22 protein-coding genes and 1 tRNA gene are annotated in these 26,236 nt (G+C 70.2%); 16 read left to right on the top strand and 7 right to left on the bottom strand.

Features of this window, described 5'->3' with window-relative positions:
• Positions 1 to 78: 78 nt before the first annotated feature.
• The 4 genes from CBF90_RS06470 (at position 79) to CBF90_RS06455 (ending at position 5,653) form a co-directional block, all read left to right on the top strand.
• Complete coding sequence (locus CBF90_RS06470; protein WP_023955083.1) at positions 79 to 291, top strand: heavy-metal-associated domain-containing protein; 213 nt, start codon at positions 79 to 81, stop codon at positions 289 to 291.
• Positions 291 to 2,609 (top strand): cation-translocating P-type ATPase, encoded by a 2,319-nt coding sequence (locus CBF90_RS06465; protein ID WP_088380180.1) that lies wholly within the window; start codon positions 291 to 293, stop codon positions 2,607 to 2,609. The genes CBF90_RS06470 and CBF90_RS06465 overlap by 1 nt, the downstream gene beginning before the upstream one ends.
• 26 nt (positions 2,610 to 2,635) lie before the next feature.
• On the top strand, positions 2,636 to 3,280 hold the full coding sequence (locus tag CBF90_RS06460) for a hypothetical protein (protein ID WP_023955079.1): 645 nt from the start codon (positions 2,636 to 2,638) through the stop codon (positions 3,278 to 3,280).
• Between the two features lie 219 nt (positions 3,281 to 3,499).
• Complete coding sequence (locus CBF90_RS06455) at positions 3,500 to 5,653, top strand: DEAD/DEAH box helicase (protein ID WP_023955077.1); 2,154 nt, start codon at positions 3,500 to 3,502, stop codon at positions 5,651 to 5,653.
• Positions 5,654 to 5,712: 59 nt separating this feature from the next.
• Here CBF90_RS06455 and CBF90_RS18385 read toward each other — a convergent pair whose 3' ends face one another.
• Positions 5,713 to 5,871: a hypothetical protein gene (locus CBF90_RS18385; protein ID WP_172407794.1), complete on the bottom strand. Its 159-nt coding sequence runs from the start codon at positions 5,869 to 5,871 to the stop codon at positions 5,713 to 5,715.
• Positions 5,872 to 6,056: 185 nt separating this feature from the next.
• Between CBF90_RS18385 and CBF90_RS06450 the strand changes: the two genes are divergently transcribed.
• Complete coding sequence (locus CBF90_RS06450; RefSeq protein ID WP_023955073.1) at positions 6,057 to 7,085, top strand: 6-phosphofructokinase; 1,029 nt, start codon at positions 6,057 to 6,059, stop codon at positions 7,083 to 7,085.
• An 81-nt stretch (positions 7,086 to 7,166) separates the two neighbouring features.
• Here CBF90_RS06450 and CBF90_RS06445 read toward each other — a convergent pair whose 3' ends face one another.
• A complete protein-coding gene (locus CBF90_RS06445) occupies positions 7,167 to 8,558 on the bottom strand; it encodes a threonine/serine exporter ThrE family protein (protein WP_023955070.1) in 1,392 nt (463 codons plus the stop codon).
• A 155-nt stretch (positions 8,559 to 8,713) separates the two neighbouring features.
• Between CBF90_RS06445 and CBF90_RS06440 the strand changes: the two genes are divergently transcribed.
• A complete protein-coding gene (locus tag CBF90_RS06440) occupies positions 8,714 to 10,000 on the top strand; it encodes an aspartate kinase (protein WP_036305893.1) in 1,287 nt (428 codons plus the stop codon).
• A gap of 93 nt (positions 10,001 to 10,093) precedes the next feature.
• Positions 10,094 to 11,497: a threonine synthase gene (thrC, locus tag CBF90_RS06435; protein ID WP_088380179.1), complete on the top strand. Its 1,404-nt coding sequence runs from the start codon at positions 10,094 to 10,096 to the stop codon at positions 11,495 to 11,497.
• Between the two features lie 128 nt (positions 11,498 to 11,625).
• Here the strand turns inward: thrC and coaBC are convergent, their stop codons facing one another.
• A complete protein-coding gene (gene coaBC, locus CBF90_RS06430; protein WP_088380178.1) occupies positions 11,626 to 12,837 on the bottom strand; it encodes a bifunctional phosphopantothenoylcysteine decarboxylase/phosphopantothenate--cysteine ligase CoaBC in 1,212 nt (403 codons plus the stop codon).
• A 70-nt stretch (positions 12,838 to 12,907) separates the two neighbouring features.
• Here coaBC and CBF90_RS06425 point away from each other — a divergent pair, with 70 nt between their 5' ends.
• The 6 genes from CBF90_RS06425 (at position 12,908) to CBF90_RS06400 (ending at position 19,080) form a co-directional block, all read left to right on the top strand.
• Positions 12,908 to 13,624: an NRDE family protein gene (locus tag CBF90_RS06425; protein ID WP_023955062.1), complete on the top strand. Its 717-nt coding sequence runs from the start codon at positions 12,908 to 12,910 to the stop codon at positions 13,622 to 13,624.
• Between the two features lie 94 nt (positions 13,625 to 13,718).
• The gene (locus tag CBF90_RS06420) at positions 13,719 to 14,777 is read left to right on the top strand and encodes an aspartate-semialdehyde dehydrogenase (protein WP_023955060.1); all 1,059 of its coding nucleotides are present in this window, start codon (positions 13,719 to 13,721) and stop codon (positions 14,775 to 14,777) included.
• A gap of 21 nt (positions 14,778 to 14,798) precedes the next feature.
• Positions 14,799 to 16,307 (top strand): malate:quinone oxidoreductase, encoded by a 1,509-nt coding sequence (locus CBF90_RS06415; RefSeq protein ID WP_023955058.1) that lies wholly within the window; start codon positions 14,799 to 14,801, stop codon positions 16,305 to 16,307.
• Between the two features lie 5 nt (positions 16,308 to 16,312).
• A complete protein-coding gene (locus CBF90_RS06410) occupies positions 16,313 to 16,927 on the top strand; it encodes a thymidine kinase (RefSeq protein WP_064955064.1) in 615 nt (204 codons plus the stop codon).
• A 101-nt stretch (positions 16,928 to 17,028) separates the two neighbouring features.
• Positions 17,029 to 17,748: a FadR/GntR family transcriptional regulator gene (locus CBF90_RS06405; protein WP_071917837.1), complete on the top strand. Its 720-nt coding sequence runs from the start codon at positions 17,029 to 17,031 to the stop codon at positions 17,746 to 17,748.
• A 48-nt stretch (positions 17,749 to 17,796) separates the two neighbouring features.
• Complete coding sequence (locus CBF90_RS06400; RefSeq protein WP_023955052.1) at positions 17,797 to 19,080, top strand: alpha-hydroxy acid oxidase; 1,284 nt, start codon at positions 17,797 to 17,799, stop codon at positions 19,078 to 19,080.
• Positions 19,081 to 19,179: 99 nt separating this feature from the next.
• Here the strand turns inward: CBF90_RS06400 and CBF90_RS06395 are convergent, their stop codons facing one another.
• The 4 genes from CBF90_RS06395 to CBF90_RS06380 all read right to left on the bottom strand — a co-directional run bounded on the left by CBF90_RS06395 (position 19,180) and on the right by CBF90_RS06380 (position 23,597).
• On the bottom strand, positions 19,180 to 19,944 hold the full coding sequence (locus CBF90_RS06395) for an HAD-IIB family hydrolase (RefSeq protein WP_023955050.1): 765 nt from the start codon (positions 19,942 to 19,944) through the stop codon (positions 19,180 to 19,182).
• A 61-nt stretch (positions 19,945 to 20,005) separates the two neighbouring features.
• A tRNA-Pro gene (locus CBF90_RS06390) sits at positions 20,006 to 20,079 on the bottom strand.
• 48 nt (positions 20,080 to 20,127) lie between these two features.
• Complete coding sequence (locus tag CBF90_RS06385; RefSeq protein WP_064955061.1) at positions 20,128 to 21,057, bottom strand: metallophosphoesterase; 930 nt, start codon at positions 21,055 to 21,057, stop codon at positions 20,128 to 20,130.
• Positions 21,057 to 23,597: a transglycosylase domain-containing protein gene (locus CBF90_RS06380; protein ID WP_064955060.1), complete on the bottom strand. Its 2,541-nt coding sequence runs from the start codon at positions 23,595 to 23,597 to the stop codon at positions 21,057 to 21,059. Before CBF90_RS06380 ends, CBF90_RS06385 begins: the two co-directional genes overlap by 1 nt.
• A gap of 107 nt (positions 23,598 to 23,704) precedes the next feature.
• On the opposite strand from CBF90_RS06380, the gene CBF90_RS06375 reads away from it, so the two are divergent.
• The 3 genes from CBF90_RS06375 to CBF90_RS06365 all read left to right on the top strand — a co-directional run bounded on the left by CBF90_RS06375 (position 23,705) and on the right by CBF90_RS06365 (position 26,232).
• Positions 23,705 to 23,926, top strand: coding sequence for a DUF4177 domain-containing protein (locus CBF90_RS06375; protein WP_023955044.1), 222 nt, complete (start codon positions 23,705 to 23,707; stop codon positions 23,924 to 23,926).
• Positions 23,923 to 24,390: a RidA family protein gene (locus CBF90_RS06370; protein WP_064955059.1), complete on the top strand. Its 468-nt coding sequence runs from the start codon at positions 23,923 to 23,925 to the stop codon at positions 24,388 to 24,390. The genes CBF90_RS06375 and CBF90_RS06370 overlap by 4 nt, the downstream gene beginning before the upstream one ends.
• Positions 24,391 to 24,492: 102 nt before the next feature.
• Entirely contained in the window at positions 24,493 to 26,232 is a 1,740-nt protein-coding gene (locus CBF90_RS06365) for a Na+/H+ antiporter (RefSeq protein ID WP_023955040.1), read from the top strand.
• Positions 26,233 to 26,236 lie beyond the last annotated feature (4 nt).

Here is a 26,236-nt window from a genome sequence, read left to right as displayed (position 1 = left end):
CCGTTCGGATGTCCAGGCATCGACGGGAATACCCCTAGGGGGTATCCTGTTGGCGTCCTCGAACGAAGAAGGAGCATCATGACGACTCAGACCTACACCGTCGAAGGCATGACCTGCGGGCATTGCGCCGCAGCGGTGACCCGCGAGCTCGGGCTCGTTCCGGGTGTCTCCGACGTCGCCGTCGACGTCGACGCCGGCACCGTCGCGGTCACGGCCGTGCAGCCGCCCGACGACGACGTCGTCTCGGCCGCTGTGGCCGAGGCCGGTTACACCGTCACCGGACGACGCTGATGAGCGCGGACACCGCCGGGCGGGAGAGCAGCCACGCCGTCCTCGACATCGAGGGGATGACGTGCGCGAGCTGTGTCGCCCGGGTCGAGAAGCGGCTGCAGCGCCTGGACGGTGTCCACGCGACGGTGAACCTCGCGACCGAATCCGCGCGCGTGGAGCATCCCGCCGCGGTCTCGGTCGACGACCTGGTCCAGGCCGTCGGTGAAGCGGGGTACAGCGCTCGGGTCCGCGCGCCGCGGGGGCGCCCGCAGGCGCACCCCTCGGGCGCGCACGACGCACCCGAGGAGCACGACGACCACGGCGCAGCGCACGACCACGGGACGGGTCATCAGCACGACGTCGAGGACGTGCCGGGCCGGACCACCCTGCGCACCCGGCTGATCTGGGGCATCGTGCTCGCGGCGCCCGTCGTGGTGCTCGGCATGGTGCCGGCATGGCAGTTCCCCGGATGGCAGTGGGTGTCGCTCGTCCTCACCGCGCCGGTGGTGTTCTGGGCCGGCTGGCCCTTCCACCGCGCGACGTTCGCCAACGCGCGCCACGGCGCCCTGACGATGGACACCCTCGTCACGCTCGGCACCTTCGCCGCTTTCGCCTGGAGCCTGTGGGCGGTGCTGTTCGGATCTGCCGGGCGCATCGGCATCCGTCACGATGTCGTCCTCTTCGGCCCCGTGCACGATCCGACGTCGCTCGTCTACTTCGAGGTCGCCGCGGCCGTCACCGTGCTCATCCTGCTCGGCCGTTACATCGAGCAGCGCTCGCGGCGACGCGCGGGAGCCGCCCTGCGCTCCCTGCTCGAGCTGGGGGCCACCGATGTCGAGCTCGCGGACGGTCGCCGCGTCGGCATCGAGGCGCTCCGCGTGGGCGACGAGTTCGTGGTGCGCCCCGGCGAGAAGATCGCGGCCGACGGCGTCGTCGTCGACGGCGCGGCCGCCGTCGACGAGAGCATGCTCACGGGCGAGTCGGTGCCCGTCGACGTCGGCCCCGGTTCCGAGGTGACCGGCGGGACGATCGCCTCGGGCGGCCGCCTGCGCGTGCGCGCCACGTCGGTCGGCGACGAGACCCGTCTCGCTCACCTGGCGCGTCTGGTGGACGAGGCCCAGTCGGGCAAGAGCCGTGTGCAGCGACTCGCCGACCGCGTCTCCGCGGTGTTCGTCCCCGTCGTCATCGTCGTGGCCGTGCTGACCCTGGTCGGATGGATCATCGCCGGTGCGCCCGTGGCCTCGGGCTTCACGGCCGCCGTCGCCGTCCTCATCATCGCCTGCCCCTGCGCGCTCGGTCTCGCCACGCCCATCGCCGTTCTCGTCGGCACCGGTCGCGGTGCCGAGCTCGGTATCCTCATCACCGGACCCGAGGCCCTCGAAGCGGCCGAGCGCATCGATGTCGTGCTCATGGACAAGACCGGCACCCTCACCGAGGGGCGGATGTCGGTGGCCTCCGTCGTCACCGCGGGCGGGATCGACGGCGACGAGGCGTTGCGCGCGGCCGGCGCCGTCGAGTCGGCCTCCGAGCACCCGATCGCCCGCGCGATCGTCGCGGCAGCGGGCGCCGTTCCTCCGGTGACTGACTTCACCGGGGTTCCCGGCGGCGGCGTCAGCGGGTCCGTCGAGGGGCGCGAGGTCACCGCAGGGAGCGTCGCCTTCGTCGCCCAGCGCCTGGGCGCGCTGAGTGCCGAGCTCGATGCGGCGGCGCGCGAGGCCGCGGCATCCGGAGCGTCCGTCGTCGCCGTCGGCTGGGACGGCGCCGCCCGAGCGGTCATCGCGGTCGCCGACCGTGTCCGCCACGACGCCCGCGAAGCCGTGACGCGGCTGCACCGCACGGGAGCCTCGGTTGTCCTGGTGACCGGAGACAACGCCGGGGCCGCGGCAGCGGTCGCCAGCGAGCTCGGCATCGACGAGGTCGTCGCCGATGTGCGCCCGGAGGGCAAGCTGGACGAGGTGCGACGTCGCCAGGCCGCGGGGGAGCGCGTCGCCATGGTCGGCGACGGCGTCAACGACGCGGCCGCCCTCGCCGCCGCCGACCTCGGCATCGCGATGGGCGGCGGCACGGACGCCGCCAAGCACGCCAGTGACATCACGCTCACCGCAGGCAGCCCCCGGGCGGTGGCCGAGGCGATCGAACTCAGCCGTCGTACCCTCGGCATCATCCGCGGGAACCTCTTCTGGGCGTTCGCGTACAACGTCGCCGCCGTCCCGCTCGCCGTCGCCGGCCTGCTCAACCCGATGGTCGCCGCGGCCGCCATGGCGTTCTCGAGCGTCTTCGTCGTGCTCAACAGCCTGCGGCTGCGATCGGCGCTGCGACCCGCGCGCCGGAGCGCGTAGGGCGAGCGGCTCGTTAGGATCTCGACATGGCCGTCACGCACCGCACCGCTCTCCGCTTCATCCCGGTCGTCGCCGCGGTCGCGCTGCTGGTGACGGCATGCGCGACGCCCGCGGGGGGCACCGCGACCCCCGCTCCCGCGGAGTCGACCGCATCGCCCTCGCTCGATCCGACCCCGTCAGCGACGCCGAGCCCGATCGAGTCCCAGGCGACCGACGACGAGATCAGTCTGCCTTCGTCGTGCGACGAGCTGTTCGCGGGCGACCTGAGGGCGACGCTCGACGCGGAGATCGCACCGCTGAACGACCCCGGGGTGACGATGTACTCGACCGAGAACGCAGAAGCGCTCACGGTGCTCGAGTCCGGCGTGCCGAGCTTGCGGTGCACGTGGGGTACCCCCTCCGACCGCGGAATCGCGACCACCGTGTCGATCGTCTCGCCCGCTCAGTCCGAGCTCATCGTCGACGCACTGACGTCGTCCGGGTTCGGCTCGGAGGAGGCTTCGGGCGGGATGTACTTCCGCACGTCCCAGCGGATGCTCTCGATGGACGAGGAAGTCGTCGACCTGGGGGAGACCCATTTCCTCCGCGGCAACGTGTGGGTTGCGACGCGATGGGTCAACTACGGCCCGGATGCGTACACACCCGGCATCGTCGCCCAGCTCTGGCCCTGAGGTCGGCCCGAGCGCGCCCACCTCGCGGGCCGCGCCGGTCGTGGCATAGAATGGTCGCCGGGGACATCGTCGGGTTCGACGCCGCAGCTCGCTGAAGCGAGTGCCCGCGGCCGGCCGGCGCGATTCGCCCTTCGCTCGCATGACGCTTCGGCGTCCGTTCGAGCGGCACCCGTACGTTTCCGTCACGACGGAACTCCGGCACTCAGGCTCAGGAGGAGCATGCCGACCATGGCCACCGCCGCAGCGACCGCCAACCGCCGACGGAAGTCTTCGTCCGCCCGACGCGACGACGACGCCCCGCTCATCCCGATCCTCGCCCGCAAGGTGCGCGAGGTCGAGGCGAAGGCGCAGCGAGGCAAGCTCGGACCGACCAATCGCGTGAAGTTCCAGGTCATCGCCTTCCTGGTGCGCGAAGAGCGCGCGCGGGTGAAGGCAGACGAGAACGTCTCCGCCGCCGCCCGCGCAGAGCTGCTCAAGCGGCTCGACGGCGTCGCCACCATCCTCGCCAAGACCGCGGCGCGAGACACATCCCTCATCCAGCTGCTCGAGGTCGACCAGGCGACATCGCCGGTCGCCAAGCGGATGCGGCGCGACTGGCTGCTCGAGTCAGGCGCCGAGCTGCCCGAGGACGAGCTGATCATCACCGACGTCGTCCCGGTGCAGGCCCCCGTCGTGCCTCCGGCCCTCGCCGACCGGCAGGTCACGCCTCCGCAGGTCGTGGCTCGCCGCGAGGCGAACCCGTTCCTCGCACCCGATCCCGACCTGCACGCCCCGCACGACACACCGCGTCGTCGACTCGACGGCTGGGAGCTGATGGGGCCGCTCTACAAGGCGTTCGAGTCCGGCGCAGGCGGGGCGGCTGCCTCGATGGACCTTCCTCCCGTGCCCGAGTTCGATCGTCTGTCGCCCAAGGGCCTCGAGATCATGCCGCACCAGTCGCGGTTCCTCGAGTCGGTGCGAGCCGGTCACCGCTCGTTCCTGCTCGCCGACGAGCCGGGTCTGGGAAAGACGGCGCAGTCGGTGCTCGCGGCATCCGTCGCCGGTGCCTATCCGCTGCTGGCCGTCGTGCCGAACGTCGTCAAGATGAACTGGGCCCGCGAGGTCGAGCGCTGGACGCCCCAGCGCCGCGCGACCGTGATCTCGGGCGACGGCGACCAGATCGACGCGTTCGCCGACGTCTTCATCGTCAATTACGAGGTGCTCGACCGCCACCTCTCGTGGCTCGGATCGATCGGCCTGCGCGGCATGGTCGTGGACGAGGCGCACTTCATCAAGAACCTCAGCTCGCAGCGTTCGCAGAACGTGCTCGCCCTCGCGGGCCGCATCCGCGAGCAGGTGCGCGACCCGCTCATGCTCGCGCTGACGGGAACGCCGCTGATCAACGACGTCGAGGACTTCGACGCGATCTGGCGGTTCCTCGGCTGGACCAACGGCGAGAAGCCGGGGCCTGCGCTCATGGAGCGTCTGGACGAGACCGGCCTCACGCCGGCCGACAAGGCGTTCTATCCCGCTGCTCGCGACGCCGTCATCTCGATGGGCATCGTGCGCCGGAAGAAGAAGGACGTCGCCGCCGACCTTCCCGACAAGCTGATCGCCGACCTGCCCGTGCAGCTCGACGACGAGTACGGCCGGTCGATCCGCCAGGCCGAGCACGAGCTCGGTGAGCGTCTGGCCGCCCGGTACCGTCGCATCATCGAGGCGCGCGGCGACCGCGTGCTCATCGGCGAAGCCGACTCCGACATCGTGCGCCTCGTCGCGACGCAGGAGCTCGAGGAATCGAAGGCCGCCGGTGCCGGCGCGGAGAACGTCTTCACGATGGTCCGCCGCATCGGCCAGGCCAAGGCCGTGCTCGCCGCCGACTACGCCGCTCAGCTGCAGCGGTCGGTGGGCAAAGTCGTGTTCTTCGCCAAGCACATCGACGTCATGGACGCCGCGGAGGCCCACTTCGCGGCCGCCGGGCTGCGGACCGTCTCGCTGCGCGGCGATCAGAGCGCGACCGCCCGCCAGGAGGCCATCGACGCCTTCAACAGCGACCCGGATGTCGCCATCGCGGTGTGCTCGCTGACGGCGGCAGGTGTCGGCGTGAACATGCAGGCCGCCTCCAACGTCGTCCTCGCCGAGCTGTCGTGGACCGCAGCCGAGCAGACGCAGGCGATCGACCGCGTGCACCGGATCGGTCAGGAGGAGCCGGTCACCGCCTGGCGGATCATCGCCGCCCACACGATCGACACGAAGATCGCCGAGCTGATCGACTCGAAGCAGGGCCTCGCCGCCCGCGCGCTCGACGGAGAGGCCGTGGACCCGACCTCGAGCGACTCGGTGCAGCTGTCGGCCCTCATGCACCTGCTCCGCCAGGCGCTCGGCGCCGACTGAGCAGCGTTCTTCGGCGACGGCCGGGCCCGGTCATCGAACCGGCGCCCGGCCGTCGTTCGTCAGGGCGCCGCGGGATAGGTCTTCGCGACCGACCAGAACTCGTCCGACGGGCGGATGAAGCGGTAGGACGGGTCGTAGCTACCCGCGGCGATCTCGGCGACGTAGTCGGGTTCGGCGCCTCCGAAGGCCGCAGCGAGGCGGTCGATGATTCTGCGCATCATCCGATCGTGTCGCAGCCGCAGCTTCCGTGCCAAGCTCGTTCGAGCAGGATGTCGGATGCGCGCGCCCGGGCCCGGCGAGTTCTCCCGGTGGGCTCGCCTGGCAGCACCCGCGCCGCGACGATAGTCTCGACCTGAGGCAGCGTCGCCACACTCCACCTTGAGCAACAACGAAGGATCTCCCCATGAAGATCGGCATCCTCACCAGCGGCGGCGACTGCCCCGGACTCAACGCTGTCATCCGAGGCGTCGTGCTCAAGGGCACCACCTCGTACAACATCGAGTTCGTCGGCATCCGCGACGGCTGGCGCGGCGTCGTCGACGGCGACTTCTTCCCGCTCACGCGCCACGAGGTGAAGGGGCTGTCGAAGGTCGGCGGAACGATCCTGGGCACGAGCCGCACGAACCCGTACGAGGGCCCCCGCGGCGGCGCCGAGAATATCGCGGCGACCCTCGACAAGCACCGCATCGACGGCATCATCGCCATCGGCGGCGAAGGCACGCTCGCTGCGGCCAACCGTCTCGCCAACGACGGCATCAACGTGCTCGGTGTGCCCAAGACGATCGACAACGACCTGAAGGCGACCGACTACTCGTTCGGCTTCGACACCGCCGTCAACATCGCGACCGACGCGATGGACCGGCTGCGCACGACCGGCGACTCGCACCAGCGCTGCATGGTCGCCGAGGTCATGGGCCGTCACGTCGGGTGGATCGCCCTGCACGCCGGCATCGCCGCAGGCGCCCACGTCATCTGCATCCCCGAGGTGCCGATGTCGATCGAGGAGATCACGGCCCAGGTCACCAAGGCCTTCGACCGTGGCCGCGCGCCGCTCGTCGTCGTGTCGGAGGGCTTCAAGCTCAAGGGCCAGGACGAGGCCTACAGCGACAAGGGGCTCGACGCGTTCAACCGTCCCCGCCTCGGCGGCATCAGCGAGGTGCTGGCCCCCGAGATCGAGCGCCTGACCGGCATCGAGACGCGCGCCACCGTGCTCGGCCACATCCAGCGCGGCGGCTCGCCGTCCGCGTTCGACCGTGTTCTCGCGACGCGCCTCGGGCTCGCGGCGGCCGACGCGCTCGTCGACGGTGCATGGGGCCAGATGGTCTCGCTCAAGGGCACCGATATCGTCCGCGTCTCGTTCGACGAGGCCCTCGGCGAGCTGAACACCGTTCCGCTGTACCGCTACGAGGAGGCCGCCGCACTGTTCGGCTGACCTCGCGCTCGCGTCATCTCGGCCGCGTCCGCGGCAGGCTCACAGCCTGCGCGCGGCGCGGCCGTTCCGCTTCTGCCGGTGTCAGCGCACCCGTGCGCGAGCACGGATGACCGACCCCAGCGACGCGCGGAGCGGCTGACCCAGGTAGATGCCGAGCGACGCGCCTACCGCCAGGGCGATGCCGACGGTCGCTGCCGCTGCGAGCGTGCTGAACCCGGTGAGCAGGGTCGCGGGACTGTCGCCCGACTCGACGACTCCGAGGAGTCCGCGGAACACCGCGGCGCCGGGGACCATGGGCAGGATCGCCGCCGTCGTGATCGCGACGGAGGGCACGTGCAGACGATAGGCGGCCAGGATGCCGACGAGGCTGCCGACGAACGCCCCGACGCCGCTCGCCGCAGCCGTCTCGAAGCCGATCGCCGCCGCCGCCACGTAGCCGAGCCACGCGACCACGCTGAGAGCGACGCTGACGACGATGATGCGGAGCCCGGCTCCGTTGATGACGGCGACCGCAAGGGCGATCAGGCCCGCGCCGAGGAACTGCAGCGGCACGGGGCCGAGGGGCAGCGCCTCCGTCGGCGCCTCGAGGCCCAGCCCGATGACCCGGGCGGTCTCGATGCCGGCGAGGATGCCGAGCACGACGCCGAGAGTCTGGGTCACGAGCTCGAGGATGCGGCCCATGGCTGTCAACGCGAACCCGTCGATGGCGTCCTGGGCGGCACCGACCACCGTGAGGCCCGCGAGCATGAGCACGATGCCCGAGGCAACGATGACGGAGGGCCGCATGGTCATCGCGGCCTCCCACCCCGTTGCGCGCAGGAGTGGGGACGCCGCTGCGACGATCGTGAGCACGAACGCCCCGGCGATCTGGCTGAAGAAGAACGGCACGCGCGCCCGGCCCAGCAGGAACTGCGTGACGGCCGCAGACCCGGCGGCGAGGAACGAGAGCACGATGACGAGCCAGTTCGCGCCGAACATCACCGCGACCCCGACCGCCAGCAGCGCCTGCGCCGAGACGGCGACGGGCTGGTGGTACCGGAACGGTGTGCGACGGATGCCGCGGAAGCGCAGGGCTGCGGCATCCAGGGGGAGTCCCGAGCGGATCTCGGTCACGAGCGCCTGCAATCGCTGCAGACGCGCATGGTCGGGCGCCGCGCCGCGGACCACGCGCATGAGCGTGATGGGCCGGTCCTCACCGCTGCGATGGTGCGCGACGGTGATCGAGTTGTACGTGACGTCGACGTGCACGGGGTCGAGTCCGTACACACCCGCGACCCGCACGATCGTCAGCGTCACCTCGCTCGCGGGCGAACCTGCGACGAGCATCGTCTCCCCGAGCCGGATCGCGAGATCGAGGACCCGTACGGCGAAGGCGTCGTCGATGACCGGAAGCATCTCCGTCGCCGGGCCGCCGGCCGGATCGGAGGTGTGGACGAGCGCGTTCAGCGCCGTGAAGAGCGAGCGGCGTCCCATGCCTTCCAGCCTAGGTCCGTGCGCCCGCAGCCTCGCCCCCGGGTGGGGTCGTCACATGGCGCTGCGCGCATGGGACGCTCCGTAAGATGGTCCGGTGGGCGCGGCATCCGGGCGCCCGTAGCAATCGCGCCGGCACCGGCATCCGGGAGTCCCACATGGCATTGATCGTGCAGAAGTACGGCGGGTCGTCCGTCGCCGACGCGGAGAGCATCAAGCGGGTCGCGAAGCGCATCGTCGACACCCGTCGCGCCGGTCACGACGTCGTCGTCGCGGTGAGCGCGATGGGCGACACGACCGACGAGCTGCTCGATCTCGCGAACGAGGTCGCCCCGATTCCGGCTCCCCGCGAGCTCGACATGCTCCTCAGCTCGGGCGAGCGCATCTCGATGGCGCTCCTGGCGATGGCGATCCACTCGATGGGCTTCGAAGCCCGGTCGTTCACCGGCAGCCAGGCGGGCATGATCACAGACGCCACGCACGGCGCGGCGCGCATCGTCGACGTCACCCCGGTGCGTCTGCGCGAGGCCCTCGACGAGGGAGCGATCGTCATCGTCGCGGGGTTCCAGGGATTCAACCGCGACACCCGCGACATCACGACGCTCGGTCGCGGCGGATCCGACACCACGGCCGTGGCGCTCGCCGCCGCCCTCTCGGCCGACGTCTGCGAGATCTACAGCGACGTCGACGGCATCTACACCGCCGACCCGCGCGTCGTGCCCAAGGCTCGCAAGCTCGGCGTCGTCTCGGCGGAGGAGATGCTCGAGCTCGCCGCGAACGGCGCCAAGGTCCTCTACATCCGTGCGGTGGAGTACGCCCGCCGTCACGGCGTCATGATCAACGCCCGGTCGACGTTCAGCTCGGGAACCGGTACGTTCGTGCTCGGTCCCGGCATGACGCTGCCCGAAGGCCGAAAGGAAGAAGAGATGGAAGAGCCGATCGTCGCGGGCGTCGCCACCGACCTCAGCCAGGCCAAGATCACCGTCATCGGCGTGCCCGACGTCCCGGGCAAGGCCGCCGAGATCTTCAAGATCGTGGCGAAGTCGGGTGCGAACGTCGACATGATCGTCCAGAACGTGTCGGCCGCTGCGACGGGACGCACCGACATCTCGTTCACGCTGCCCAAGACGGATGCGACGCTCGCGCTCCGCGCCCTCGCGGGGGAGCAGAACGAGGTCGGGTTCGAGAGCCTCGTGCACGACGACCAGATCGGCAAGCTGTCGGTCGTGGGAGCGGGCATGCGCACGCACTCGGGTGTCTCCGCGACGCTCTTCGAGGCGCTGTCGAACGCCGGCGTCAACCTCGAGATGATCTCGACCTCCGAGATCCGCATCTCGGTCGTGGTCCGCGGCGACGAGCTGGCCGAGGCCGCGCGCGTCGTGCACACCGCCTACGGGCTCGACGGCGACACCGAAGCCGTCGTCTACGCCGGCACCGGTCGCTGACCCCCTCCGATCGTCGGCCCCCCGCCGTCGCCGGGCAGGCGCGGCACCTGCGAGAATCGAAAGCCGTCCCCGACCCGTCACCGAGGAGCCCGCGTGCTGTACATCTCGACCCGAGGCGGCGCTGAGCCGCTGCCGTACTGCGACGCGCTCCTCGAAGGTCTCGCGACCGACGGCGGCCTCGCCGTGCCGCAGGAGATGCCGACCGTCTCACCCGAGACGCTCGAGCGCTGGCGGGTGCTGACGTACCCGCAGCTGGCCACCGAGGTGCTCGCGCTCTTCGCGACCGACATCGAGCGCGATGACCTCGCGCGCATGACCGAGGCCGCGTACGCCCCCTTCCCTGACGCAGTCGTCCCGCTGCGCCCGATCGGCGGCGAGATGACGCTCGTCGGGCTCTCCGAGGGTCCGACGCTCGCCTTCAAGGACCTCGCGATGCAGTTCCTCGGGCAGGTCGTCGAGCATGCGCTGGAGCGCACCGGTTCGGTGCTCAACGTGCTCGGTGCGACATCGGGTGACACCGGCTCGGCGGCGGAGTACGCGCTGCGCGGCAAGGAGCGCATCGCGGTCTTCATGCTCTCGCCGCAGGGGCGCATGAGCCCGTTCCAGCGAGCGCAGATGTTCTCGCTCGACGAGCCCAACATCCACAACATCGCCGTCGCGGGCGTCTTCGACGACTGCCAGAACCTCGTCAAGGAGCTCGCGGGCGACCTCGAGGTGAAGCGCGAGCTGCACCTCGGCGCCGTCAACTCGATCAACCTCGCCCGTATCACCGCCCAGGTCGTCTACTACTTCTGGGCGTGGCTGCGAGCCACCGATGCCGACGGCCACGCCGAGGTCTCGATCACGGTGCCGTCGGGCAACTTCGGCAACATCCTGTCGGGGTTCTACGCCCGCGAGATGGGCCTGCCGATCCGCCGGCTCGTGCTGGCGGCGAACGAGAACAACGTTCTCGACGAGTTCTTCCGCACGGGGATCTACCGCCCGCGTTCGGCGGCGCAGACGCTGCAGACCTCGAGCCCGTCGATGGACATCTCCAAGGCGTCGAACCTCGAGCGCTTCATCTTCGAGCTCGTCGGTCGCGACCCCCAGCGCGTCGTCGCGGCGTGGCGCGAGCTCGAGACTCAGGGCTTCGCCGACTTCTCCGCCGATCTCGCGCGCTTCACGGCCGAGTTCGGCATCGTCAGCGGGACCTCGACCCACGCCGACCGTCTCGCCACCATCCGCTCGGTCCACGAGGGGACGGGCGAGATCATCGACCCGCACACCGCGGACGGCGTCACGGTGGCGCGCGATTACGTCGAGTCCGGCGAGGTCATGCTCGTCCTCGAGACGGCCAAGCCCGAGAAGTTCGCCGAGACGATCCGCGAGGCCATCGGCGTCGAGCTGACCTACTCCGACGATCTGCAGGCCATGCTCGACGCGCCCCAGCACGTCGTCGATCTGCCCGACGACGCCGCCGCACTTACGGCCTTCATCCGGGAGCGCGCGCTCCGCTGACACCCCGCATGGTGATACATCGGTCGGACCGGTGGGGCTGGTGAGGCCCACGCACCGCGGCGAGTGCTCAGGGGCACCACGCGTCCGACGGATGTATCGGGCTCGGGCGGGCGTCCCCTGCCGAGCGGTCAGTGCGCGGAGCGGGTGGCGACGATCGCGTCCCAGACCGCACGGGCGACTGCGCTCTTCGCGCCCGCGGCCTCGGCGACCACCGTCCCGCCCTCACCGATCACGGCGACGGCGTTCTCGCCCGAGCCGAAACCGGCGTCCCACCCGACCTCGTTGACGACGAGGAGGTCGACGCCCTTGCGCTCACGCTTGCGCCGAGCACGCCCGAGCAGGTCGTCGTCGGCGGTCTCGGCGGCGAACCCGACGACGGTCTGACCGTCGCGGCGAGCGGCGGCGAGCCTCGCGAGGATGTCGTCGTTCGGCACGAGCTCGATCGTCTCGAGCGGACCGTCTTCCTTCCGCAGCTTGTGATCCGATACCTGCGCGGCGCGGTAGTCGGCGACGGCCGCGACCATGATGACGACCTCGGCCGCGGCGGCGGCATCCGACATCGCCTCGCCGAGCTCAGCCGCCGTCTCGACATGCTGGATCGTGATGCGCGGGTGCGCGGCGGCGGCGTCGAGGACGCCGGCGTCGACGGATGCCGCGACGAGGGTCACGGCCGCGCCGCGCCGCGCCGCCTCGACGGCGATCTCCGCTCCCTGGCGGCCGCTCGACCGGTTGCCGAGGAAGCGCACGGGGTCGAGCGGTTCTCGCGTTCCGCCGGTCGAGACCGCGACGTGCAGGCCGTCGAGGTCGGGCGGTGCCGGGGACACGAGCGCGAGGGCCGCGGCGACGATGTCCTCCGGCTCGGACATGCGACCCGGGCCGCTGTCGCCGCCGGTCAGTGGGCCGTCCGCGGGACCGACGATCAGCACACCGCGCTCGCGGAGCGTGGCGACGTTGGCGGTGGTCGCCGGGTGCCGCCACATCTCGGTGTGCATCGCCGGGGCGACCACGACGGGCGCCGTCGTGGCGAGAAGCGTGGTGCCGAGAAGATCGGATGCCAGCCCCGCCGTCATCGACGCGATCGTGTTGGCCGTCCCGGGCGCGACGATCACGAGGTCCGCGCTCTGCCCCAGGGCTACGTGCCGCACACGGGCCACGTCGTCGTGCACCGAGGTCGTGACGGGATTGCGGCTGATCGCCTCCCACGTCGTCAGGCCGATGAAGCGCAGCGAGTCGTCCGTCGGGATGACGTGGACCTCGTGTCCCTGCTGCACGAGCAGCCGTACGAGGTGGACGCTCTTGTAGGCGGCGATGCCTCCGGTGACCCCGACTACGATGAACATGCCCCCGATCCTCCCACGGCCCCGGGCGGGTGCGCGGAGCGACCGTCGGGTGCCGAGAGCGAGTGATCCCATGTGCACCGTCGTCATCCAGGTGCCCGCCGATCCGAGCCGTCCGGTTCGGCTGCTGGCCGTGCGCGACGAGGATCCGGCCCGCGCATGGGATCCGGTCGGTCCGTGGTGGCCCGACGCGTACCCCGGTGTCATCGGCGTGCGCGACCGTCGGGCGGGCGGTGCCTGGCTGGCCGCAGACCCCGCCGCGCGCCGCCTCGCGGTCATCCTCAATCGCGCCGACGTGCTGCCCGACGATGCGCCGGCGCTCTCGCGCGGCGGCATCGTGCTCGACGCGGTCGCCGGACAGCCTCCGGTGGGAGCCCCGCCCACCCACGGCTTCAACCTCGTCGATGTCTCCGCCGCGGGGGTCCGCGTGACGATGTGGGATGCCGCGACCCTGCGCACCGTCGACCTGGCTCCCGGAACCCACATGATCGCTCACGACGATGTCGACGATCCACGCACGGCCCGCATCCGTCGCTGGCTCGGCGCCTTCGCTTCGGCCGCGCCCGAGCTCGATCACGCGAACGGGCTGCAGCCCTGGCTCGACGTGCTCCAGGACACCGCGGTCACCCCGGCGACCGACGACGCGGCCATCATCCGCGACAACCGTCCGTACGGCGTGCCGACCCTGTCGCTGCTCGTCTGCACGGCGTCGGTCGGCACGGACGGGGTCGACGTGGCTTACGGCGCGCTGGCCGTGCCGGGGGAGTGGAACCGTCCCGAGATGGCGTGATTCGCACGGTCATCGGCTGTCACGTGCGTCGGGGCGGTATCGCCGCGCCGATAGAATCGCGGAAACCCGATCCCGCTTCACGCAAGGAACAGCTATGACCCGCATCTCCGATTCCGGACTCTCCGTCGCCGTCGTCGGCGCCACCGGCCAGGTCGGAAAGGTGATGCGCGAGATTCTCATCGAGCGGAACTTCCCGATCCGCGAGCTGCGCCTGTTCGCGACCGCTCGCTCGGCGGGAACCTCGATCGAGTTCGCCGGCCACGACGTGATCGTCGAGGATGTCGCCACGGCCGATCCCGCCGGCATCGACATCGCCCTCTTCTCGGCCGGTGCGACCGGATCGCGTGCGCACGCCCCGCGCTTCGCCGAGGCGGGCGCCGTCGTCATCGACAACTCCAGCGCCTGGCGCATGGACCCCGAGGTCCCGCTCGTCGTGAGCGAGGTCAACCCCCACGCGACCGTGAACCCCCCCAAGGGCATCATCGCGAACCCGAACTGCACCACGATGGCCGCGATGCCGGTGCTGAAGGTGCTCGACACCGAGGCCGGTCTCGAGCGCCTCATCGTCTCGACGTACCAGGCGGTCTCGGGCTCGGGTCTCGCGGGTGCGGAGGAGCTCCTCGGTCAGGTCGAGGGTGTCCTCGCTCAGGGGCACACGCTCGATCTCGTGCATGACGGCTCGGCGGTCGACTTCCCGCAGCCCGAGAAGTACGTCGCCCCGATCGCGTTCGACGTCATCCCGTTCGCCGGCAACCTCGTGGACGACGGCGACAACGAGACCGACGAAGAGAAGAAGCTCCGCAACGAGAGCCGCAAGATCCTCGAGCTGCCCGACCTGCGGGTGGCCGGGACCTGCGTGCGCGTCCCGGTCTTCACGGGCCACTCGCTGTCGATCCACGCCGAGTTCGCGCGCGACATCACGCCCGAGCGGGCGCGGGAGGTTCTGGCCGCGGCGCCCGGCGTCGTGCTCGAGGAGGTACCGACGCCCCTGCAGGCCGCCGGCAACGACCCGAGCTACGTCGGCCGCATCCGTGCCGATCAGTCCGCACCCGAGGGCAAGGGGCTCGTCCTGTTCATCAGCAACGACAACCTGCGCAAGGGCGCCGCGCTGAACGCCGTGCAGATCGCGGAGATCGTCGCCGAGCGCCTCTGACCCGACCACGGTGGCGGCGGGATGCCGCGCGCCGCCACCGGGATAGACTGGTGCATCGTGAGTGAAAAGGTCGACGTCGTCCTGATCGGCGGGGGCATCATGAGTGCCACGCTCGGTGTGCTGCTGAAGCAGCTCCAGCCCGATTGGAAGATCGAGGTGCACGAGCGCCTGTCGGATCTGGCGCAGGAGAGCTCGAACCCGTGGAACAACGCGGGCACGGGCCACGCTGCGCTCTGCGAGCTGAACTACACGCCCGAGGCGCCCGACGGCTCGGTCGATCCCGGCAAGGCGATCACGATCAACGAGCAGTTCCAGCAGAGCCGGCAGCTCTGGGCCTCGCTCATCGAGCGCGGCATCCTGGACGAGCCCTCGACGTTCATCAACGCGACCCCCCACATGACCTTCGTCCGCGGTGAGAAGGACGTCGCCTTCCTCAAGCGCCGCTACGAGGCCCTCAAGGACCAGCCCCTCTTCGCGGGCATCGAGTATTCCGAGGACTCGCGCGTCATCAACCAGTGGGCGCCGCTGCTGATGCAGGAGCGCCGCAAGGGCGAGCCGTTCGCCGCGACGCGGGTTCCCGCGGGCACGGATGTCGACTTCGGATCGCTGACCCGTCAGCTGTTCTCGCACCTGCAGGAGCAGGGCGTCGAGGTCATCACCGACCGCGAGGTGCGCACCCTGCGCCGCCAGAAGGACGGCTCGTGGCGGGTCTTCTGGCGCAATCGCCTCGGCAAGACCCCCGGCCACACCGACGCGCGCTTCGTGTTCGTCGGTGCGGGAGGCTGGGCGCTGAAGCTGCTGCAGAAGTCGGGCATCCCCGAGATCAAGGGGTACGGCGTCTTCCCGATCGGCGGGCAGTTCCTCAAGACCACCAACCCCGCCGTCGTCTCGCAGCACAAGGCCAAGGTGTACTCGCAGGCCTCCGTCGGTGCCCCGCCGATGTCGGTTCCCCACCTCGACACGCGTGTGGTCGACGGCGAGGCGTCGCTGCTGTTCGGTCCGTTCGCGACCTTCAGCCCGAAGTTCCTCAAGAACGGGCGCATCACCGACATCGTCGCCCAGGTGCGTCCGCACAACCTGCTGCCGATGCTGAAGGTCGCGGTCGACAATCCGAGCCTCATCTCGTACCTGGTCGGCGAGCTGCTGAAGAACCACCGCAAGAAGGTGGAATCGCTCCGCGTCTTCATGCCGACCGCGAAGGACGAGGACTGGGAGCTGATCCAGGCCGGCCAGCGTGCTCAGGTCATGAAGAAGGACCCGAAGAAGGGCGGCGTGCTGCAGTTCGGCACCGAGGTCGTGACCTCCGCGGACGGATCGATCGCCGGTCTGCTGGGCGCTTCGCCGGGCGCTTCGACGGCGGCATCCATCATGCTCGGACTTCTCAAGACGTGCTTCCCCGAGCGCATCGCGGGCTGGGAGCCCGAGCTGAAGAAGCTCATCCCCAGCTACGGTCAGCCGCTCAACCCGCGGGCCGAGGCTGCGCGCTCGTCGATCGAGGCGACCGCCGAAGCGCTCGCGATCAATCCCTGACGGGCATGGCCAAGCTCTACTTCCGTTACGGAGCGATGAACTCCGGCAAGTCGACGGCTCTTCTGCAGGCGGCTTACAACTACGAAGAGCGCGGCCAGCACGTTCTCCTCGCCAAGCCCGAGATCGACACGAAGGGCGCGGGGCAGATCGCCAGTCGGCTGGGAGTCGAGCGCGACGTCGACTTCCTCGTCGGCGCGGACGATGACCTGCGGGCCGTCTTCGGCGTTCATCGCGAGCGCGTCCGTGCCGAGACCGGTTCGGATGTCGCCTGCCTCCTGATCGACGAAGCGCAGTTCCTGACATCCGACCAGGTCGATGATCTGCTGCGGACCGTCGTCGAGGAGAACGTCCCGGTGCTGGCCTACGGCATCCGTACCGATTTCCAGACCCGGGCCTTTCCCGGTTCCGCTCGGCTGATGGAGCTGGCGCACAGCCTCGAGGAGCTCAAGACGATCTGTCGCTGCGGACGCAAGGCGCTCTTCAACGCCCGTCTGGTCGGTGGACGCTTCGTGTTCGAGGGCGACCAGGTCGCGATCGACGAGCTCGCTCTCGATCGTGTCACCTACGAGTCGATGTGCGCCGAGTGCTACCTCCGCGAGTCGGGTGGTCGCCTCGCCTGACGCGACACGCGCCTGATACGTTTCACGACGCGCCCGTCCAGCGCTTTGCGCGGTCAGACCACAAGATGTATCGTGGTCCGGCCACCAACGAGAGGGGCGTCATGGCCGACGGAACCCCGGCGCGCGCCTGGCGCGTCGTACTGGAGAAGATCGAGTCCGATCTGCTCGCCGGCAAGCTCGGTCCCGGCGACCGGCTGCCGTCCGAACGCGACCTCGTCGCGCAGCTCGGCGTCGGGCGTTCGAGCGTCCGAGAGGCGTTGCGCGTGCTCGAGGTCATGGGCCTCATCCGCACGGCGACCGGTTCGGGTCCCAGCGCCGGCGCGATCGTGGTCGCGCGGCCGACCGGCGGCATGCAGGCTCTGCTGCGCCTGCAGGTCGCGGCGCAGGGTTTCGCCATCTCGGATGTCGTGAACACGCGTCTCCTGCTCGAGGAGTGGGTCGCCGGCGAGCTCGCCGGCTCGTCCGACGTGGATCTCGAACGGGCCCGCGAAGCGCTCCGCGCGATGGATGCCGCCGACCTCAGTCCCGCCGACTTCCTGGCGCTGGACGCCCAGTTCCACGTCGCCCTGGCCGAGGCGTCGGGAAACGAGGTCGTCGCCGCGATGATGGCCGGCCTCCGCTCCTCGATCGAGGACTACGTGCTCGAGGGTGCCGCGCGCATTCCCGACTGGAACAGCGCGGTCGACCGCCTGCGCGACGAGCACAACGCGATCGTGGCCGCGATCGACGAGCGGCGGGTCGCGGATGCCCGCACCGCCGTCCACGACCACATCACGGGGTACTACGCGTCAGCGAACCCCGTCCGCCCCGAATCCACCTGAATCCATCCGACCCGACCCCTTCGGCCCCGGCCGGAACAGAGGAGAGACATGGTCACCCGTCAGCTGCCCAAGATCCCCGAGCTGCTCGAACTGATGCAGTTCAAGGCCCCGGATCTGAACGGTCGTCGCCGCCGGCTCACGTCGGCCCTCACGATCGACGACCTGCGGACCATCGCGAAGCGCCGGACGCCCAAGGCGGCCTTCGACTACACCGACGGCGCTGCCGAGGGTGAGATCTCGCTCGCGCGAGCGCGCCAGGCGTTCCAGGACATCGAGTTCCACCCCGACATCCTGCGTCCGGCAGAGTCGGTCGACATGTCCACGGAGATCCTCGGCGGGCGCTCGGCCCTGCCGTTCGGAATCGCCCCGACGGGATTCACCCGCCTCATGCAGACCGAGGGCGAGAGCGCCGGAGCGTCCGCCGCGGGCGCGGCCGGCATCCCGTTCACCCTCTCGACGCTCGGAACGACCTCGATCGAGGGTGTGCGCGCCGCGAACCCCCATGGCCGCAACTGGTTCCAGCTCTACGTCATGCGCGACCGAGAGATCTCGTACGGCCTCGTCAAGCGGGCCGCCGAGGCGGGCTTCGACACCCTGATGTTCACCGTCGACACCCCCGTCGCGGGTGCCCGCCTGCGCGACAAGCGGAACGGATTCTCGATCCCGCCCGCCCTGACCGTCGGCACGATCGTCAACGCCATCCCGCGCCCCTGGTGGTGGATCGACTTCCTGACGACGCCCAAGCTCGAGTTCGCGTCGCTCACGACCACCGGGGGCACCGTCGGCGAGCTGCTCAACGCCGCGATGGATCCCACCATCAGCTACGACGACCTCGAGGTCATCCGTGGCATGTGGCCCGGGAAGATCGTGGTCAAGGGCGTCCAGAACGTCGAGGACTCCAAGCGGCTCATCGACCTCGGGGTCGACGGCATCGTGCTCTCGAACCACGGCGGTCGCCAGCTCGACCGCGCCCCCGTGCCGTTCCATCTCCTGCCGCAGGTCGTGCGCGAGGTGGGCAAGGACGCGACCGTCATGGTCGACACCGGCATCATGAACGGCGCCGACATCGTCGCCTCGATCGCGCAGGGTGCGAAGTTCACGCTGATCGGGCGCGCATACCTCTACGGGCTCATGGCCGGCGGTCGCCAGGGCGTCGACCGTACGATCGCGATCCTCCGCAGCGAGATCGAGCGAACGATGCAGCTGCTCGGCGTCTCGAGCCTCGAGGAGCTCGAGCCCCGTCACGTCACTCAGCTCCAGCGGCTCGTGCCGATCGCAGGCTCAGCCCCGCGTCGCGCCCCGTCGCGCGCCAAAACCGCATCCCGAGCCTGACGACGGGACGCAAAGCAGCGGGCCCCGGTGCCGGCAGCCGATCGGCTGGCCGGCCCGGGGCCCGAGCACGTGTCGTGCGGGGTCGTCCGCTTCAGCGCATCAGCGCAGCGGAAGCGTGGGGATGAGCCGGTCGAGGAAGTCGGCGGTGTCCTCCCAGCCTTCGACCGCGTGGCAGGCCACGCCCATCGCGAGCACGGGGTAGTCGTTGCCGTTCTCGTCGAGACGGTCGCCGACGAACAGGATGTCGTCCTGGGGGATGCCGCTCTGCTCGATGAGACGGGTCATGCCGTATGCCTTGTCGATGCCGCGCTCGGTGATGTCGACCGACGTCGAGCCGCCGGCGCGCACCTCGAGGTCGGGGATGCGGTCCGCGACCGCCGCGCGCAGCGCGTTCTTCTTCTCGCCGGTCGGGTCCCACGCCATCTTCGCGTCGACGGGAGCCTGCTGACCGAGCGCCGAGAAGGTGATCTGCGATCCGCGGTCTTCGAGGATGGGACCCCAGGTCTCGGTCTCCCACAGCCCGAGGCGACGCGCCTCCTCCTCGACAGCGGCGAGGGCGCGGGTCTTCTGGTCGTCGGTCAGCGAGCGGGCGTAGATCGTCTCGATGCCGGCGGGGGAGAGGCGGTAGTACTGGGTGCCGCAGGTCGGAAGCAGGTGGAAGTGCGACAGCAGTTCGGCATCCGTCTCGGGCAGCTGGTCGACGACCTGAGCGGTGAACTGCGCGAGCTGTCCGCCGGAGATGATCGCGACCTCGACGCGGGCCGCGAGCTCGAGCAGCTGGCGTCCGATGCGCGGGTCGATGGCGCTCTTCGAGGGAGCGAGCGTGTCGTCGAGGTCGAAGGCGACCAGGCGGGGGATGGGCATCCGTGCTCCGTTCTCCGGTGGCATGAAAGAGGCCCCGCCTCGCGGCGGAGCCTCTTCGCTGTCGGGGTGACAGGATTTGAACCTGCGGCCTCGTCGTCCCGAACGACGCGCGCTACCAAGCTGCGCCACACCCCGTGGCAACCCTCCAAGCTTACCCCGATCTCGCTCGGAAGACGAATCGGCTCACGCCCGGGCGCGGAGGACGATGACGGATGCCTCCGGGCGGCATCCGAACCGCACGGGCGCGTAGATGGAGTGTCCGAGACCCGCACTGACGTTCAGCGGCACAGACGTCGGGCCCCACGAGCTCAGTCCGCGCGCCTGGTCGAGGGGGATGTCGCAGTTGGCGACGAGGGCGCGGGAGGCGAAGGGGATCCGCACCTGCCCGCCGTGGGTGTGCCCGCCGAAGATCATGTCGGCTCCCAGATCGACGAAACGGTCGAGCACGCGGCGATAGGGGGCATGGGTGACCCCGAGGGTCAGGTCGGCGCGCTTGCGGCCTTCCAGGGCTGCCAGAGCGCCGGGGAGCGCGTCGAGGTCGTCCCAGTCGCGGTGAGCGTCGTCGACGCCGATACCGTCGATCCGCAGGCCGGCCACGCGCACCGTGGCGGCGGCGTTGTCGAGCTCGGACCAGCCGAGGTCGCCTGCGAAGAACGAGTCCATCGCCGCCGTATCGAGCTTCGGCGCCGCTTTGGCGTGCTGCGACGGGCCCGTGAAGTACCGCAGGGGGTTCCGTCCGCTCGGCTCGTACACGTCGTTCGAACCGTGGACGAAGAATCCGGGCACGCCGCGCAGGGGAGCGAAGGCCCGGCGGATGCCGTCGAGGCCTCGGGTGTGGCCGAGGTTGTCGCCCGTGTTGACCACCAGATCGGGCTGCGTCTGCTCGGCGAGGTCTGCGATCCACCGCTGCTTGCGCTGCTGCCACGGCGCCATGTGGGCGTCGGAGAGGTGCAGCACGGTGATACTCGGGCTACCGGCCGGCAGCACGGAAACCTCGTGACGCCGGGCGGTGAACAGATAGCGCTCGATTCCGACCCCCCACACGACCGCACCGCCGGCGCCCAAGGCGCCGGCGGTGGCGATCGTGGAGAGCGTCCTGCGGACGCCGGCCATCAGCAGGTCTTCGCGGTGTACTCGATGGTGATCTGCGTCCCGCGGCCGACCGCCTCGCCCGCGGCGGGACTGGTGCCCGTCACCGTCGGTTGCGGCGAATCGTCCTTCTCGGTGCACGCCGTCGTCACGCTGGTGAAGCCTGCCGCTCGCAGTTGGCGTTCCGCCTCCTGCGGGTTGCCCGTCACCGGCGGCACCGTTGCGCCCTGGCCGTTGCTCGGGGTGATGGTCACCGTGGTGCCGCCCGGAGCGCGGCCCGCGCCCGGATCCTGCGACACGATCCGCCCTTCGGGTTCGGTCGAGTCGGTGGGGTCCGCGACGTTCACGGCGAAGCCGGCCGCCTCGAGGGTGCCGCGTGCCTCATCGACGTTCTGCCCCACCACGTTCGGCAGATCGGTCAGAACGTTCTTCGTGAGGTTCGTGTCCGGAGTCGGGAAGCGGTCTCCGCCGAACTTGGCGTTCGCCGCGCCCTGCATCTTCGGCCAGATCGCGTTTCGGATCTGATCCAGGCGCCAGCCGTTCACGCGGTACTCGTTGAGCTTCGCGAAGCCGTCGACGTTGCCGACCCAGACCACGGTGGCGACCTTGGTGCTCGCGCCGTCCATCCAGGTGTGTTCGTACTCGTGGATACCGGTCTTTCCGAACACCGGCACACCGTCGAAGATTCGGGCGCCCTGACCCGTCGCGTTCATGACGCCCTCGAGCGCGAACGCGGCTGTGGCGGCGACGTTGGCCGAGATGGCCTGGTCGCAGCTCGTCTGCGGCGTGATGTCCTCGCCCGCGGAGTTCACGGCGCGGTCGATGACCTTCGGCTCGCACCGCATGCCACCGCCGGCGATCGCGGCGTACGCCTCCGCCATGTCGATGGGAGCGACCGCGGCGGACCCCAGCACGTCGTAAGGGTTGTTGTTGATGTCCAGCGGCTCGCCGTTGGACTGCATGACGCCCATCTTCATCGCGACCTGGTTGGTCGAGCAGACCGAGATGCGCTCGGCCATCGCGAGGAAGCCCGAGTTCAGCGAGTCCTCGGTGAACTTCTTGATCGTGCCGGAGTAGCCGTTGCTGCTCTGGAAGTTGCCGATCTCGTTCGCGCGGCCGCTGTTGCCGGTGCGGACGTTCTGCGTCGCGCCGTCGCAGCTCGTGAGCACCCGCTTGTTCCCGACGCGGCCGTTGAGCACCTCATTGACGGAGTGACCCTGCTCGAGCCAGTTGATGAGGCTGAACACCTTGTAGGTCGAGCCGGCGGAGTGACCGCCGCCGCCGTCCTGGTTGCGCACGTTGTAGTTGACCGGGGTCACTGTGCCCGCTTCGTCCCCCGTGGGCGCGAACGGACGGTTCTGCACCATGGAGAGCACGCGGCCGGTGCCGACCTCGACCTGGACGCCGGAGGCGCCGAGGTTCAGACGGTCGTCGGTCGCGGGCACGACGGACATCGCGTCGAGCGCGGCATCCTGGAGCTGCGGGTCGAGGGTCGTGTAGATCTTCATGCCGCCGCGGCGCAGGTTCTGCTGGCGCTCCTCGAGCGACTCGCCGAAGGCGGGATCATCGAGGACGATGTTGCGCACGTACTCGCAGAAGAACTCGGCGCCGGCGGCGAGCTGGCAGCCCTGCGGGCGCTCCTGGATGTTGGGGGTGATGGGCTCCGCGATGGCGGCATCCCGCTCTTCCTGCGTGATCTTGCCGTCCGAGAACATGCGATTGAGGACGTAGATCTGGCGATCCTTCGTCAGCTCGTAGCCGTTGGCGGCGCCGTTCGACTCGCTGTCGGGCCGATCGAGACGGTAGGTGTTCGGCTCCTGCACCATGCCGGCGATCGCGGCGGCCTGGCCGATCGTGAGCTGCGACGCGGGCACGCCGAAGTAGTACTGCGACGCCGCCCCGATGCCGTAGACGGTGCCACCGAAGTGCGCGATGTTGAGATAGCCGAGCAGGATCTCGTTCTTGGGATACCGCTTCTCGAGCTGGATCGCGTAGCGCATCTCCTGCAGCTTGCGCTCGATGCCGTCGGTGCCGGAGGCGACCGTCGTCGAGCGGAAGCACGCCTCGACCTCCTCCTGCGACTTGGCCTCCTTCTCACAGGCCTGCTGCAGCACGTTCTTGACGTACTGCTGCGTGATCGACGAGCCACCGCGCGTGTCGCTGCCGCGGAGGTTGCCGAGCACCGCGCTGGCCGTGCCGACGAGGTCGACGCCGCCGTGCGTGTAGTAGTTCTTGTCCTCGCTCGAGGTGATCGCGTCGAACATGACCGGCGCGACCTCGTCCCACGTGACGGGGATGCGGTTCTGGTCGTAGAACTGCGTCATGAGGACGTCGTTGCCGTCTGCGTCCTTACGGTAGAACTCGGTCGGCAGCATGAGCTCGTCGACTTCGAGGTAGCTCGGCATGTTGTCGAAGACGTCGATCGCGCTGGTCGCTGCGTAACCCGACACGGCGATGGCGGGGGTCACGGTCGCGGTGACGAGGATCCCGGCCACAGCGCTCAGGCCGACCAGGCCGGCGAGACCGCCGAGCACACCGGTGGCCGTGCGTTTCTTGTGAGGCATAGGGTGATCGTAAGCGAGATACCTGGGCATCCGCCTCAGGACCACCCCTTGCGCGCGTGCCTCCGCGCATGCCGGCGCGCGAGCGAAAGCCGAAGATCGGAGCCCCGATGACGACGTGGGAGTACCTCACCACGCCCCTGCTGATCCACAACACCGCGGCGATCCTCAACAACTGGGGCAAGCAGGGGTGGGAGCTCGTGCAGGTCGTGCCGGGCCCCGAGGGCGGTCTCGTCGCGTACTTCAAGCGTCCGGTCGGCGGCGGAGCGGCCAACGCCGGTCTCGGCGCCGCCCAGCAGGCCGCTCAGCAGTTCGAGGGGACGGGCGCATGAGCGTCTCTGCACGGCTGACGGAGCTCGGCATCCAGCTTCCGCCCGTCGTTCCGCCCGTCGCGGCATACATCCCCGCGACCGAGCACGACGGACTCGTCTACACGTCGGGGCAGCTGCCCATGGTCGACGGCTCGCTGCCCGCGACCGGCAAGGTCGGCGAGGGCGATGGCCTCGTCGCGCCCGTGACGGCCAAGGACCTCGCTCGCCAGTGCGCGCTCAACGCCGTCGCCGCCGCAGCGGATGTGGCCGGCGGCGTCGACAACCTCGCTCGGGTCGTGAAGGTGACCGGATTCGTCGCCTCCGTCCCCGAGTTCACCGGCCAGCCCGGCGTCATCAACGGCGCGAGCGAAGTGCTGGGCGAGATCTTCGGCGAGGCCGGTCGTCACGCACGGTCGGCGGTCGGGGTGCCGGTGCTGCCGCTCGACTCGCCGGTCGAGGTCGAGGTCGTCTTCGCCCTGGTCTGATCGCCGGGCGCTCCGCCCGCCGCGAACCTCGGGCGGAACACCGCCCGTGCCGTGGCTCGCGGCCCTACGCTCTGGTGTGGACCACGCGGAAGGGCGGTAGGGATGCAGGGACTCGAGGTCACGGTTCTGCTGGGCATCGCCCTTCTCGTCGGAACCGTCCTGGCGCCGCGGTTGCGCGTCGCGACGCCGCTGGTGCTGCTCGTGATCGGTCTGCTGCTCGGGTTCATCCCCGAGCTGCGTGCCATCGAGCTGCCGCCGGAGACGGTGCTGCTGCTGTTCCTGCCGGTGCTGCTGTTCCGCGAGGCGTGGACGACGTCGCTGCGTTCGGTCCGCCGGTCGCTCCGCTACATCGTGCCGATGAGCACCCTGCTCGTCGTCGCCTCGGCATTCGCCGTCGCGGCCGTCGCGACGTGGCTGGGTGTGCCGTGGGAGGCCGCCCTCGTGCTCGGCGCGGCCGTCGCGCCGCCCGACGCCACCGCCGTGGCCGCCCTCGGCCGGCTGCTGCCCGCCCGCACCTTCATGAAGCTCAAAGCGGAGAGCCTCACGAACGACGGCACCGCCCTCGTCCTCTACGCCATCGCGGTCTCGCTCCTCCTCGGCGACCAGGTGAGCGCGCTCTCGATCACGGGCATGGTGCTGCTGTCGTACCTCGGCGGGGCGGCGGCCGGCATCGCGGTCGCAGCCCTCGCCTTCCTCGCCCTGCGACGGATGCAGTCGACCCTGACGATCAACCTGACGCTGCTGCTCGTCCCGTTCGTCGCCTTCCTGGTCGCCGAGCTGATCGAGGCGTCCGGGGTGCTCGCCGTCGTCTTCGCGGGGCTCATCGTCGCCTGGGTGTCGCCGCGCATCACGACGGCGATGTCGCGCCGGGCCGCCGATGCCACCTGGCCGTTCGGGGTGTATCTGCTCAACGGTGCGCTGTTCGTGCTGATCGGCCTCGAGGTGCAGCTGGTTCTGCACGAGATCTCGCCGTCGGAGATCGGCATCCTGCTTCTCGTCACCGTCGCGGCATGGGTGGCGCTGTTCGTCGTGCGCTACCTGTTCCAGTGGCTGTTCTCGCCCTTCTCGCGTCCGGCGGCCGGGTCGAGCAGGTCGCTCCGGCACCGTTCGCGCGTCGTCAGCACCGTGTCGGGGTTCCGCGGGGCCGTCTCGCTCGCCATCGCACTGTCGGTGCCGATCACGACGGCGTCGGGTGAGCCGGTCGAGGGGCGCGACTCGATCGTGTTCGTCACGGCGGGCGTCATCGTGCTCACGCTGCTCGTGCAGGGGCCGCTGCTCCCCGTCGTCATCCGCTGGGCGAAGCTGCCCGCCGACGATGCGGCGATCGAGGAGTACGAGCTCGCCCAGCGGGCCATTTCGGGCGCCGCCCTCGCAGCTCTCGACGACCTCGCCGCAGAGCACGGGGTCAGCGATCGTGTTCGCGACCGTGCCCGTCACGAGGGCTACGAACGCCTCGAGCTCGCGAACGCCCGCGCCGTCGCGCGTCAGCGGGCGGCCGAGGAACGCGATTCGGATGCCGACATCGACGACGACTCGTCCGACGAGGATGCCTCGCGCATGGGCCCGGTGCCGCCCGGGCCATCGGACGGGGACGGGCACCGGCCTGCGCCGCAGCTCGAGATGCTCGCCGTCAGCGACGACATCGACCTGACGCAGCGCTCGCCGCTCATCCGGCACCGGGAGGCGACGCGGCTGCGGCTGGCGATGCTCGACCGCAAGCGCGAGGTGCTGCTGCGCCTGCGGCGCGACGGCACGATCGACGACCTCGTGGCGAGGCGCATCCTCGCCGACCTCGACATCGAGGAGATCCGGGCGCGCGGCCTCGACCGCGACGCCGAGTGACGCG

The sequence above is a fragment of the Microbacterium sp. AISO3 genome, assembly GCF_002204305.1.
Lineage (GTDB): Bacteria > Actinomycetota > Actinomycetes > Actinomycetales > Microbacteriaceae > Microbacterium > Microbacterium arborescens.
Note: the sequence above shows the minus strand (reverse complement) of the source record. Positions and strands in the feature narration are given on the sequence as shown.